11 protein-coding genes are annotated in these 12,992 nt (G+C 63.8%); 3 read left to right on the top strand and 8 right to left on the bottom strand.

The features are described 5' to 3' along the window. Nucleotides 1-216: 216 nt before the first annotated feature. Complete coding sequence (locus VHL31_RS06410; protein ID WP_329660382.1) at nucleotides 217-798, bottom strand: HXXEE domain-containing protein; 582 nt, start codon at nucleotides 796-798, stop codon at nucleotides 217-219. Between the two features lie 159 nt (nucleotides 799-957). On the opposite strand from VHL31_RS06410, the gene VHL31_RS06405 reads away from it, so the two are divergent. Then, nucleotides 958-1,131, top strand: coding sequence for a hypothetical protein (locus VHL31_RS06405; protein ID WP_329660381.1), 174 nt, complete (start codon nucleotides 958-960; stop codon nucleotides 1,129-1,131). A 73-nt stretch (nucleotides 1,132-1,204) separates the two neighbouring features. Here the strand turns inward: VHL31_RS06405 and VHL31_RS06400 are convergent, their stop codons facing one another. Together VHL31_RS06400 and VHL31_RS06395 are read right to left on the bottom strand one after the other, a co-directional pair. Continuing rightward, nucleotides 1,205-2,233, bottom strand: coding sequence for a glycosyltransferase (locus VHL31_RS06400; RefSeq protein ID WP_329660380.1), 1,029 nt, complete (start codon nucleotides 2,231-2,233; stop codon nucleotides 1,205-1,207). Continuing rightward, complete coding sequence (locus tag VHL31_RS06395) at nucleotides 2,230-3,183, bottom strand: glycosyltransferase family 2 protein (RefSeq protein WP_329660379.1); 954 nt, start codon at nucleotides 3,181-3,183, stop codon at nucleotides 2,230-2,232. The genes VHL31_RS06400 and VHL31_RS06395 overlap by 4 nt, the downstream gene beginning before the upstream one ends. A 275-nt stretch (nucleotides 3,184-3,458) precedes the next feature. Between VHL31_RS06395 and dps the strand changes: the two genes are divergently transcribed. Next, nucleotides 3,459-3,947 carry a DNA starvation/stationary phase protection protein Dps gene (gene dps / locus VHL31_RS06390; protein ID WP_329660378.1) on the top strand — a complete coding sequence of 163 codons (489 nt, stop codon included), beginning with the start codon at nucleotides 3,459-3,461 and terminating at the stop codon, nucleotides 3,945-3,947. 105 nt (nucleotides 3,948-4,052) lie between these two features. Here the strand turns inward: dps and VHL31_RS06385 are convergent, their stop codons facing one another. From VHL31_RS06385 to VHL31_RS06365, 5 genes are all read right to left on the bottom strand, one after another. Next, nucleotides 4,053-4,250, bottom strand: a complete 198-nt coding sequence (locus VHL31_RS06385) for a CsbD family protein (protein ID WP_329660377.1) — start codon at nucleotides 4,248-4,250, stop codon at nucleotides 4,053-4,055. A 126-nt stretch (nucleotides 4,251-4,376) separates the two neighbouring features. Further along, a complete protein-coding gene (locus VHL31_RS06380) occupies nucleotides 4,377-5,348 on the bottom strand; it encodes a hypothetical protein (protein ID WP_329660376.1) in 972 nt (323 codons plus the stop codon). A gap of 9 nt (nucleotides 5,349-5,357) precedes the next feature. Beyond that, the gene (locus tag VHL31_RS06375) at nucleotides 5,358-6,887 is read right to left on the bottom strand and encodes an MBOAT family protein (protein ID WP_329660375.1); all 1,530 of its coding nucleotides are present in this window, start codon (nucleotides 6,885-6,887) and stop codon (nucleotides 5,358-5,360) included. Nucleotides 6,888-7,123: 236 nt separating this feature from the next. Then, the gene (locus VHL31_RS06370; protein WP_329660374.1) at nucleotides 7,124-8,536 is read right to left on the bottom strand and encodes an O-antigen ligase family protein; all 1,413 of its coding nucleotides are present in this window, start codon (nucleotides 8,534-8,536) and stop codon (nucleotides 7,124-7,126) included. 103 nt (nucleotides 8,537-8,639) lie between these two features. Then, nucleotides 8,640-10,937, bottom strand: coding sequence for a GumC family protein (locus VHL31_RS06365; RefSeq protein ID WP_329660373.1), 2,298 nt, complete (start codon nucleotides 10,935-10,937; stop codon nucleotides 8,640-8,642). A 638-nt stretch (nucleotides 10,938-11,575) separates the two neighbouring features. Between VHL31_RS06365 and VHL31_RS06360 the strand changes: the two genes are divergently transcribed. After that, nucleotides 11,576-12,991: a sugar transferase gene (locus VHL31_RS06360; protein ID WP_329660372.1), complete on the top strand. Its 1,416-nt coding sequence runs from the start codon at nucleotides 11,576-11,578 to the stop codon at nucleotides 12,989-12,991. Nucleotide 12,992: the final 1 nt, after the last annotated feature.

Below are 12,992 nucleotides of genomic sequence, written 5' to 3'. Positions count from 1 at the left end.
TGACCGAGGTCTGGCCCAGGCGCCCGCACCAGCCGCTTCTGGAGAGCTGGGCGGAAGATCTGATCGCGTTCGTATTCCAGGACGCCCAGGTCGACGGCTGCCGGGTCCGCCTGGCCAAGCTCACCGTCTATGACGGCCGGGCCGTGCCGGAAGTGGAGGTGGTCAGGTACCGGGGCTGAGGCCGACGTGAACCGTGGCGGCTCCCACGCGATCCATTCAGCATGGCGCGACCTTCAAGGCGGCATGGCGCGATGCGGAGTGCACCACGATCAGGATATGGACGAGCAAGGCGATGACCACGCCGATCGCATGGTGCATCAGATCCACCGAGGGCAGTGCCCCGATGACCCAGATCGTCACGACGCTGAGCGGTACGAAGACGAGGATCGAAGTGGCAAGGCCGGGATTGTAGCCTTTGAATTTTACCGAAGCTCCGACATGGGCGAAGGCATTGACCAGCATGGCATAGGGTGCCGCCAAGCCGAACCCTTCGCCCCAGATGAACGCCACGTAGAGTGCGGCGGCATTCAGACCCCAGACGAGCGGCAGGTTGATGACCAGGATGTCGACGCTGCGCAGAACGTCGAGCCCGCCGAACATCCGGTCGTTCACGAATGTCCGGAACCGATCGCCGGCGTGCTCCTCCACCTGATGGATCATATAGCCCGGCGCGTGCAGGAAGATCAGGAAGATCGCCGCTGGCAGGACTAGAAGGAGGAGCGGGGCCATGGCAAGGAAGCCCCCGGCCATGAAGCCCGCACCTGTCACCCAGTGGGTCGCGAGCCACCTCGTATGCATGCGGATCCGGCCTGCTGTTCTGCACGTGGTCGAGCAAAAGCATAGCCGGAGTGGCCAGGGCAGTCGCCGTTGTTCAACAGGTCAGCCTCGTGATTGCCGGAACCGCCCAGTCGGCGGACCGTTCATCCGGACGAGATCACCGAACTGGAGCGACCTGCCATGGCCAATTCCGAACCCCGTGTGGCCGAGCCTGACCGGCACGATTCCAGCGCCGTCAAGGCACCCACCGCCGCCCGACAGGGCCAGAAGCTCGGCCGGGTGCGCTATGTGCTCGGCATCAGCGTCGCGCTCGCGGTCATCGCCATGATCATCGTTTTCTTCGCCGTTCTCTAGCGTTTGGCGCCGTGGCGGGCCCGTCACCTTGCTCCAGTGACACCAGGGCCGCCACGCTTCAGCGCCTGGCGTCCTACTCGATGATGCGGTCGATGCGGTAGTCGCGCATGTCCTTGGTATAGGCGAACGTCACGATCTCGCCGATCAACCCGACCGCGATGATCTGCACGCCCAGGACCACCATCAGGGAGGAGAGAATGAGGGCGGGGCGGTCCACCAGCGGCGTGCCGAAGGTGAGCCGCGCGAAGACCAGCCAGCCGGTGGCGAGCAGGCCCAGGGCCAGGACGGCAATGCCGAAGCCACCGAAGAAGCGGAAGGGCTTCTTCAGGAACTTCAACAAGAAGAATACCGTCACGACGTCCAGGATCATGCTGTAGTCGAGCGGCGCTGATGTGTCCCTGAGGGGCAGCCCATCGCCCGGTCGCACCGTCTGCTCGATGACCTTGAAGCCGTGGCGCAGGGCAAGCAGCGGGAAGAAGCGATGCTGGTGACCGTACAGAACGATCTCTTCGCCGACCTCCTTCTTCAGTGCCCTGACCCGGCAGCGGAGATCGGCGAAAGGCGACTGGAGCAGGCGCTTCAACACCCATTCCATCTTGCCCGCGCCGAACACCGACCCGCCGACGCCGCTGGTCCGCTTGGCGACGACCATGTCTGCACGATCGAGCCCCCGGACAAGGGCGGGGAGATCTGCCGGGTCGACCTGCGGCTCCGGCACGAGCGTCAGGATCCTGTCGGCCCGTGCATGCTTGAAGCCGATCGACAGGGCCGCCGCTTCGCCGAACGCCTGGTTGAAGACGAGGACACGCACCGTCCCGCCCGAGGCACGCGCCATCTTCTCCAGCGCCGACGTGGTCCGCGGCAGATGACCGTCCACCACGTAGACGAACTCGACCGGGCCCAGGATTTCCAACGCAAGCGCATGGCGCTGGTGATCGGTCAGGATCGTGTCCGTCTCGCGCGCGACCGGCACGACCACCGAGAGGACCAGATCGGTCGGCGGCCGGGCCGTCTGGCCGGGCGCAGGGATGGTCGAGGTCTGGTCGCTGCGCGTCGGGATCGCGGGCGTGCCGAGGATGACATCGGAAGTTGGCAGGGTCACGGTACTTCCCGACCGGCAGGTTGAACGGCTAGGTCGACGAAGGGAGCCAGGCTCTTCGAGCGTGCTCCCCAGATGAGCTGGCCCAGGAAGGCCAGGAAGATCAGGAATAGGCTGAGCGCGCCGAAGAGGAGCGTCACGCCTGCGAACACCACGGACGACCCGGCATAGGAGGTGTCCGCGAATACCACGGCAGACATGGCCGCCAGCGTCGTGATCAGGAACGTCACCAAGGTCAGCCCACCCAGCCACAGGAGTGGTGAGCGGGCGAAGGTGAGCACGGTGCGGATTGCGATCAGGTCCACGAAGACCTTGTAGATGCGCGAGAAGCCGTACTTGGACGAGCCGTGCACGCGAGGATGGTGGCGGACCACGATCTCCGCGATCTTCGGCCGTGCCAGGGAGCTCATCGCGGGAATGAAGCGGTGCATCTCGGAGTAGAGCGGGATCTTCTTGATCAGGTCCGCGCGGTAGGCCTTCAGCGAGCAGCCATTGTCCTTGATCGGCACACCCGTCACCCAGCCGATCAGCCGGTTGGCGACCTTGGATGGCAGCACCCGCGACCAATGGTCCTTGCGGTCCTTCCGCCAGCCGACGACGAGGTCGTGACCCGCGTCGATCTGCTCCAGGAAACGCGGTATGTCGCGCGGGTCGTTCTGCAGGTCGCCGTCCATGGTGACCAGCACCTTGCCACGCGCGACGTCGATACCGGCCATCATGGCCTGGGTCTGACCATAGTTGCGACGGAACTTGACGATGCGAAGAATTGGCCTGCCCTGCCTCGGGAGCTCGCACAGCCGCTCGACGGTCCTGTCGCGCGAACCATCATCAACGAAGACCAATTCCACCGTACGGTCGAGGCCGGCTACCGCGTCGCGGATCGCCTCGTACATCGGGCGGACATTGTCCTCCTCGTTGTAGACGGGAACGATGATCGAGACGTCGACTGACATGGTGGTCCAGGTAGTGCGTAACTGAACGGTCTCACTGGAGACACGCAATCCGTTGCGAAGGGGGTGTAGTCGGTGAAGCCGCTCATGAAAAGCGAGCGTGCCTATCCGACATCTCCCGGTGCGTCGCTGATGCCACAACTGCCCGGCAGACGATACTGGCGGCGCTGCACATTATGCGTATGCCGCCGGGCTTCTACGGAACGCCCAGTCCGACCCGCAGTTGCGACGACGCCGGCTTGCGCACCATATAGGACGTGGAAAAGGAGATGACTGTGATGAGAACGCATCCAACCAAGAACGATGTTTCCACCAACGCCAAGGCTACGGTGATCGGGATCCTCAACGAGAATCTGGCAGCGGCGATCGACCTCGCCCTGGCAACCAAACAGGCACACTGGAACCTGAAAGGTCCGCATTTCATCGCCATCCACGAGATGCTCGATCAGTTCCGGGACGAACTCGACACCCATGTCGACACGATCGCAGAGCGGGTGACCCAGTTGGGCGGCACGGCGCTTGGAAGCGTTCAGGCGGTAGCGGCGACGACCAAGGTGCCGGCTTATCCGACTGATATCTATGCCGTCGAGGATCATCTCAAGGCGCTGATCGAACGTTATGGCGACGTCGCGAACCGTGTCCGCAAGGCCATCGACGAAACGGACGAGGCCGGTGACCCCACCACGGCCGACATCTTCACCGCGGCATCCCGTTCGCTCGACAAGTCGCTCTGGTTCCTCGAGGCGCACGTCCAGGAGAGCCACTGAACGGATGGCGGTTCTGCTACGGCCGAACCGCCACACGACAATCGGGCCCGTCCAATGTGAGGAACGAGCCCGACGACCCAAGAACTCATGAACTAAAAACGCGCCTTAGTGGCGTGGAGTCTTGTCGCCCGTCAGGCTGTCCCGCACGCCCTTGGCGGCTTCGCTGACATTGTCGGTGGCGTTCTTGACATCACCCTTGGTCTGGTCGGTCTTGCCTTCCGTCTCGGTGCGTTGATCGCCGGTCACCTTGCCAGCTACTTCCTTCACACCGCCCTTGATCTTGTCCATCGTTCCGGAAGCCATCTTGGTCACCCTTGGCTGTGGTTTCGATGGTTAGTAAACCCCGTGCCGGGCAGGGGGTTCCGCTCCGCCTGCCGCCGGAGGGAGCGGGGCGCGTCACAAGAGAGCGATTGGCCCCGTGAGCACCGTTCAGTCGTTTGCGGACGTTACCTGCGGCTTGCCATTGCGCGGACCGGTCGTGGCACAGGGGGCGGGCAGTGCGCGGCCGAGCGCTTCGGTCAGCAGCGGCTTGTCCCGGCGGCTCAGGTGGACGGAGTCGCCGAACATGGCGGCCGGCCAGCGGCTGGCCTCCTCCGGTGTCGTGAAGTCGACCACGCAGTACGGCGCAAGAAACTCCCGATACTGGGCATATCGATCCGCGAAGTCCTGCCGGAACATCTCGGCGGTGCGAGGATGCACGGGAGGGATCAGGATGGTGACGGGAATGCCGCGTTCTTCGGCACGGGCCAGCGTTTGTGCGAGTGCCGCCAGTTCCTTGGCCGGCCACGGCCGCCCCGACATCTCCGTCTTCGTCCGACTCAGTTGATAGGTCACGACATCCTCTCCCCCGGTGTCGAGGGCAGGGTCATTGAAGCCGACCCCGGTCCAGGTCGAGCGCAGCACGAGCAGCGAAGCCTGCAGTGCCTCGTAGGTGAACATGTGCTTCCACGGCGAATTGGCCATCTCGATGGAGCGCGGCATGTCGCTCTCGACATCGCCCATCATGCGGGTGAAGGGCACGCCCCAGACGATCTCCTTCACCGGGTAGTTGTCGAGCACGTAGTCCGCGAGCTCGGTCATCTCGTTCAGCCCGGCGCCGCCGAACGCCATGCTGTACCAGGGACGACCGGTGATGGCGGTCAGCGCCTCGTCGTCGAGCTGATTGGCGGTGCTGTCCCCGATGACGAGCGAGGGAGGCCCCCCCTGGTGCTCCGCCATCCACCGGTCGAAGGCGATCAGTTTGAAGAGACGCCGGTTCAGGGTGTAGGCGGGGCCGCGGTCGAACCCGTCGTCGACCGAGGCATGGCGCGCGAAAGGGTCGACGTACCAGTTCAAGCCGACCATGCAGCCGGCGAGAAACAGGGCGGTTGCCGCGAAGACCGCAAGAAATTTCCGTTCCATGCGGTCCTCTCAGAACTGAAAGTAGAGGAAGGTCGTGTGGTAGCCGAGGTAGATGACCGAGGCGAAGAACGCTACGCCTAGCGCCACTGCGCGCCACCCGACCTGAATCATGCCGGCACCGTCCAGCCTGCGCAGGCCGAACAGGCTTTCCGCCAGGACATCGGACCTGGGCAGGAACAAGGCGAGGCCCAAGGCGAGGACGATGATTGGCCCGGCACTGCCCCAAAGCCGGAGACGGACATAGCCAGGGCCGCCGAAGGTGACGCCGACCTGTTCCAATGTTCCCGCGATCGGCCGAAGCACCCAGCGCCAGGCATCCGGCGCCATCGGTCCTTGCAGGATCATCGCCTGCCAGATGCCGAACGTGCCGTCCAGCGTGGTGGCGCGGAAGGGGACCCACGCGACCAGCACCGCCAGCATGGTGATCAGCCATCCCAGGCCAAGCCGTGGCTTCTCGTCACGCGGCGGCTTTCCGCCCCGCATACGCTGCCAGAGGCGCTGGATGACCAGGTAGGAGCCGTGCATCACCCCCCAGATGACGAAGGTCCAGCCGGCTCCATGCCAGATGCCGCCGAGCAGCATGGTGACGAACAGGGCCAGGAGTTCACGCGGGAAGCCGTGCCGGTTGCCGCCAAGAGGGATGTAGAGGTAGTCGCGCAGGAAGCGCGACAGGGTGATGTGCCAGCGACGCCAGAAGTCGCCGATCGACGTGGCCCGGTAAGGGCGATCGAAATTCTGGGGAAACACCACCCCGAGCATGAAGCCCAGGCCAATTGCCATGTCGGCATAGCCCGAGAAGTCGAAGAACAGCTGCAGGGCATAGGCGAGCGTGCCGAACCAAGCTTCAAGCGTGCTGATCGGGTCGCCGCGGTCGGCCGCCTGGAACACTGCATCCGCCACCGGCGCGATGTTGTCGGCGATCAGCACCTTCTTCGCCAAGCCGAACACGAAGTAGGCGATGCCGGTGTTGACGTTCGCTAGGTCGAACCGGGCGAAGCTGTCCCTGCGGAACTGCGGGATCATCTCCTTGTGGTGGATGATCGGGCCGGCGATCAGATGCGGGAAGATGGTGACGAACAGGATGTACTCGATCAGGCCGTAGGGACGGCTGCGGTCACGCCAGATGTCCACTAGGAAGGCGATCTGGGTGAAGATGTAGAATGAGATACCGATGGGCAGGATGACGATCGGCCAGCCGAACTCGCTGTCCAGCAGTTCCTCCAGATTGCCCACGACGAACATGGAATACTTGAAATAGCCGAGGCAGAGCAGGTCGCCGGCGACACCCACGAATAGCGCAAGACGGCGTGCTTGATCCGTCTTCTGGCTGTGGATCACCCAGCTCATGATGAAGTTGAAGAGGATCGTGCCAAGCAGGAGCGGCAGGTAGTGCCAGTCCCAGTAGCCGGCGAACCAGATGGACGCCGCTCCCAGCAGAACCACCGCGACCTGCGGCGGTGCCAGGAGACGACAACTCCAGCACAGTGCCAGCACGATCGGAAGAAAGCCGAACAGGAACGGATACGAGCTGAACACCATCCGGCGTGTCTTCCCTGGATGACTTCAATAACGCCGGAGAGATCGGATCTGAATGCCGGGCCCCGTCGGCGGACGCTGGGGACACTGCTATCCCGAGCGCCGTCGATCAACGGGAACAGGACCGTGGTCAATTGTCGCCGGTCAGTCGGTCACGCGAGTGTGTTGGCGGTGCTGAGGGTAGCCACAGGGCACCGCAGCGGCCCGTGTGGCTGGACGGATCGGCCCGCCAGTTGGCCCTAGAGCGGTTCATCGGCCTGCATCCAACGCTCTTCCGTTCGCGGGCGGAGCCGGCGGAACTCGGACAGGTCGCCTTCTTCATCGATGTCCGGCGGCTCATCGCCCTCTGGCGACGAATCATCGTCGTCCTCCGCGGCATCCTCGCTTTCCTCTTCCTCCGGCGACCGCACCAGCAAGAGGCCCAGCATCGCGAACACCTGCCGGTTCTCGGGGAGATCGCCCGAGGTCATCGCATTCATGAAAACGTTCACGCTCATCATGGCTGCGGCCAGGAGAAGCGGGTCTGTCCGGAGCCGGTGGACGTTGATCTTGCGGGTGAGAACGATGAACACGCAGGCGACGATGGCCAAACCTACGAGGCCCGACTCGTAGAGGATCTCCAGGATCATGTTGTGCGGATGGTCCTGGTAATCCGAGTTGTTGACGATGATCGGCCAGCTGCCAATTCCATGTCCGAAAATCGGCGCGCGCGAGATCCCCAGGATGGCGTTCTCGAGGTTCAGGCTCCGGCGAAGGTCCGAATGACTCTCAAGGTCGCCGCTGACGATGCCACGAAAGCGATTGAGCGTGGCAAGCGCGCCCAGATCGGCATCCGGCGAGGTGAAGGAATACACGATGACCCCGATGATCCCGACAAGGGCGATCAGGATCGGGATCTGCATCTTCATCACCCGGACCCGCCCGCTACGGCTGACCCTCCAGCCGATCACGGCGATCAGTAGCATGGGTACGATGCCGGCGATCAGGGGTCCACGGCCGCCACCGATGAGCAGGACCAGCATGAACATGCCAAGCAGCGCCATCAGGCCGATGCGCGTGAAGTCCAGCCCCTTGCGGGTCGCCCAGAAGGCGCAGGCGATGATGGCGCCGAGGCCGCAGACACGACCGAAGCCAAGGTAGCTGTCGCCGTTGTTGATGAGGATCCGCCCACGGAAGCCCTGCTTGCTCCAGGCGATCAACGCCTCGATGCCTAGCCAGAAGGCAAACATGATCACGAGCCTCATGAACCGGCTCACCCGTTCCCGGGAGTTTGCCATGATCATGGCACCTGCAATCAGGCACCACGTGTTCATCACGGTCGCGAGCATGACCTTCTCGCGGCCGTAGGAGCGACCGACGCCCCAGACCATGCTGATCCACAGATAGACAATGAAGACCACCCATATCCCAAGGGCGTAGGTGCCGGGCAGGTAGATCTTCTCCTGGAACAGGAGGATCAGCCCGATCGCCATGCTGGCGACCAGGAACAGGACGGTAGGATCGACCGGGAAGAACGCGAAGCGCGGGTCGGCCTTGTAGCGTCCCGCGAACAGGAAGAGGACGAACAGTGCCTCGAACGAAAACAGGTCGAGGAACAGCCGCATGAGCGGGTTCTTGGTCCCGACCCCCTTGATCGGAACGATCTTCGGCAAGTTCAGCACAAAGGCCAATGCTGTCGTCCCAGCGATAGAATGAATGGGCCGGGCAGGGCCACCGGAACCGGGCCCACGCAAAACGCATGAGCCCGACTTCGGTTCAGTTCACGTAGTAGTCCTGGTACTTGCCGTAGTACTGGGCAACGTCACCATAGCCGTACTGGGCATGCTTCTTGACATCAACCTGCGTGACGACGACGCCGCCGATCGGCACGTTGGTCTGGCGTAGCGTCTCGAAGGAGAGCGTCACCGCGTCCTGCGGAGTCTTCGACCAGCGCACACAGAACACGATCCGGTCGGCAAGCAGCGCAGCGACACGGCTGTCGGTCACGCTCATGACCGGTGCGCAGTCCAGGAACACGTAGTCGTAGGTCTGACGCAGGGTCTCGATCAGCAGGCGCATCTTCTGGCTGTCGAGCAGGTCGGTCGGGTTGGCAGTCTGCCGCTTGACCGGCAGGAAATCCAGGCCGGTTGCCGGATCATGCTGCACGACCTCATCGAGCGTGCGGTCGCCGACCATGAACTCGACGATGCCGGCTGCCACCGGGCGCCCGAGCTCGCGTGCCACCGACGGATGCCGCAGGTCCAGGTCGACGAGGATCACCTTCTTCTGCGAGCGCGCCGCAAAAGCGGCGAGGCTGGCCACGAAGGTGGACTTGCCTTCCTGCGGGAGCGACGAGGTCACCAGGATGACCTTCGGCGGGTTGTCGATCGACGAGAGCTTCAGCGTGGTGAGCACCGACCGGATCGATTCCGTGTAGGCTGATAGCGGCTTGGCCATCAGGTACTGGTGCGGCTTCTGATTGCGCTTGAGACGATCGAGCCGTGGCACCAGCGCAAGAGGCTGCATGCCGAGCAGACGCTCGACCTGCCGGGACGAACGCAGCCCGCGGTCGCGCCGCTCGAGGAGCAGCGACAAGAGCGAGCCGGCGACCAGACTGCCGGCGAAACCGACCATCCCGAACAGGCGCGGGCCCGGCGTGGAGGGAAAGTTCGGCGGCGCTGCAACCGAGATGATCTTCGCGTCCGGCTCGATCAGGGCTTCCTGCTCGCGGGTTTCCTTGGAACGCTGCAGGAACTGCTCGTACAGGGCGCGGCTGGCATCTGCCTGGCGCTGCAGTTCGCGCAGCTTGATCTCCGCATCGCGGTCCTTGACCGTGGTGCCCTTCGCCCGATCGAGTTCCTGCTCGAGCGTCGCCACCTTCGTGCCGATCACCTGGACCTCGTTGCCGAGGTTCGAGATGATCCGCGACACCTCGGCGGAAATCTTTCCGTAGAGCTGCTGCTTTTCGGTAGCGATCTGCTGGATCAGTGGATGGCGCGCACCGAACTGCTGCCGGAGATCGTTCTCGCGCCGCAGCAGGTCGCTTTCCTGGTTACGCAGGGCGATGACCACGGGGCTGTTTAGCACCTCCCCGATCGTGTCGAGGCCGACGCCGCCGCCGCGCATGTCCCTCGCCAGCCGCAGCTTGGCCTCCGCAGCGGCCATCTCGGCACGCGATTCGATCAGCTGCCGATTGAGGTCGGATAGCTGCTGGTCGTTCAGGGTCACGTCCTGGGTGGTGACGATGTCGTTCTCGGCACGAAACGTCTCGACGGCCTGCTCGGCCTGCGCCACCTCGGCCTTGAGCGAGACCAGACGCTCCTCCAGCCACCCGGACGCCCTGATGGTGGCTGCGGACTTCGACGCGATCTGGTCCTGGACGTAGATCTGGCTGATGCGGTTGGCGATGTTGGCCGCCTTGGCTGGATCCTCCGAGGTGAACGAGACCAGCATCACGTAGGAAGGGTCGTCGAGCTTGACCTGGAGGTTGCGGGCAAACCGGTCCAGGGCTGCCTGCCGATTGAGTGCAGGAGCCTCGCTTTCCAGAACAGGCAGCTTCTCCTTCGCCAAGCCGCTAGCGATCAGGAGGTTGTCCGGCAACAGGGCCAGCAGCCGCTCGATCGGCCCGCCGATGGCATAGTCGAGATTGTCCGGCACGTTCTCCGGGTCCATGGCCGGATTGTACTCCGGGTCCTGGAACAGGTTCATGTCGTCCATGACGCGTGCGACCTGATCGCGCGCCGTCAGCAGGCGGACCTGGGTCGCCAGCCCGGCGATGTCGCCGGTCAGACCGGCAACGACCTGCTGGAGGTTCACGACCTGGCCGTCCGGCGTGGTAGGCTCCAGCATCACCGCGGCCGTCGCGGTGTACTGCTTCTCGATCTGTGTTCCCGCTAGGGTCCCTAACGTCGTTCCAAGGGCCACGATCAGGGCAATCAGCCACTTGCGGCGCCACAGGATCGCCAGCAGCTCGCCTAGGTCGATGGAATCCTGGTCATCGGCGGCGGTGGTGACTGCACCCCGCCTGCCGCGGGCAGGAACATTGCCGCGAGTCTGCATGTTGATGGCGTTCATCGCGCTCCGACCAGTTGCGATCCCAAGACGCGCCCGCAGGCACGCAGGATGGAAAGTTACCGAACGTTCACGTACGTTCTAGCAACCCACCGTGGATTTGCCAGGAGATATGCACATTCTATGCGATGTCGAGTGCCGCATGCAGATCATGATACGCTCTCGCGCAGCGCAGGCCACACGTGCTGACCCGCAGCGACAGCGTGGAACCATCTCCTGCGCCAGCCGCTGTTGTGCATACAGCGCTTGCAACATAGCCCGGAGGCACTGTTCCCGTAAAGGTGCAGGCAGGTATTGGATAGCCTCTTCTAGCACAGCTGCCCGAAGATTCGTCACCATAATGCGACAATCGAGCGGTACGTGAGGATGGCGCGGGAGCAGGCGACATTGAGAATCCTGAGCGATCATGCTCTGATGGATGGTGTGGACGCTGCTGACGACCTACTGGAGGAAGGTAGGCCAGCTTACCTTCCATTCATGCGGACGTTCTCCTGCGTTCGCTCGAAGTTATAATGTGGTGGTCGGGCCGATAGGTCGGACCTTATAGGCCGGAGACGCTTTCGCCGATGTCGGGTTTTCTCTCATGGACCAAGCCAGGGCACACTGGCCGGCGCATCGTGATTCTGGCCCATGATACCTTCATGGCGGCGGTCTCCTTCATCTTGGCAATGCTGTTCCGCGCGGGCGACGTCTGGAGCCCCGAGAACACCGATGCTCTGATCGTCGGCACGGCCATCTTTGCAGGGCTTTCCGCTCTGGTGTTCTTTTCCTTGAGCCTTCACAAGAGCATTTGGCGCTGGAGTTCGACCGCAGATCAGATGGCGGTGGCCCGTGCCGCCACCCTTGCCGTCTTCCTGTTCGTCCCGACGATGTTCATGATCGGCCGGCTCGAGGGCATCGGGCGCTCGGTCCCTTTAATCCAGTGGTTCGTCCTGGTGACCCTTCTCTCCGGGTCGCGCTTCTTCTACCGCTGGTACATCAGCCGCCAGGGTGGCCGCAGCACGTTCCGGCAGCGCACGCCCGTTCTCCTGCTCGGCACGGGCGAGGGCGCAGCAATCTACCTGCATGCGCTGGATGCGATCCCGGGATCGGCCTTCTATGCGGTCGGCATGCTGTGCGACCGGGGCGAGCTGATGGGACGCTCGCTCAACGGCGTGCCGGTCCTGGGCAGCGCCGAGGACCTGGACCATGTGCTCGTCGATCTCGAAACCCATGGAATCTTCGCCGAGCGGCTGATCGTGACCAAGCCGTTGGAGAGCCTCCCGGCCGGCTTGATCTCACGGCTGGGTGGGATCGCGCGCCGTCACGGCGTCGATATCGACACCCTGCCGGATCTCCTGTCGCTGCGTCTTGGTGGAGGCGGGGTGATCGCCAGTGCGGACGAGCCCATGCCGATCGGTGCTCCTCGCTGGCTGGAGATCAAGCGGCTTCTCGACATCATCACAAGTGCCGGGCTGTTGCTGTTCACGGCACCGATCGCTCTCCTTGCCGCCTTCATGGTACTGGTGGAGATGGGCAACCCGGTGCTCTTCCGGCAGGTCCGGCCGGGGCATGGATTGCGCCCGTTCACGCTGCTGAAGTTCCGGTCGATGCGCTCGCCCCGCGCCGCTGACGGTCGCCTGCTGAGCGACGCCGAGCGCACCGGCATGGTGGGGCGGTTCCTGCGGCGCACAAGGTTCGACGAGATCCCGCAGCTCGTGAACATCCTGAAGGGCGACATGTCGTTCATTGGCCCGCGGCCGCTGCTGCCGCGCGATCTCGCCGATCTGCCGGACGGCGGATGGGAGCGTGCCCGGCTGCGTCCTGGCCTGACGGGCTGGGCGCAGGTGAATGGCGGTCATCAGCTGACCAACCCCGACAAGATGGCGCTCGACCTCTGGTACACTCGCCACGCGTCGCCCTGGCTCGACATGAAGATCATCCTGATGACGACGCGCATGGTGATCTTCGGCGAGCAGGTCAATCAGGCAGCCATCGACCATGCCCGCGCGTGGCTGCGCAACCAGGGTGCGACCTACGAAGAGAACAGCGAACTGGATTCGCACGCCGTCATCTGAT

This window comes from Geminicoccus sp. (assembly GCF_036263595.1).
Lineage (GTDB): Bacteria > Pseudomonadota > Alphaproteobacteria > Geminicoccales > Geminicoccaceae > Geminicoccus.
Note: the sequence above shows the minus strand (reverse complement) of the source record. Positions and strands in the feature narration are given on the sequence as shown.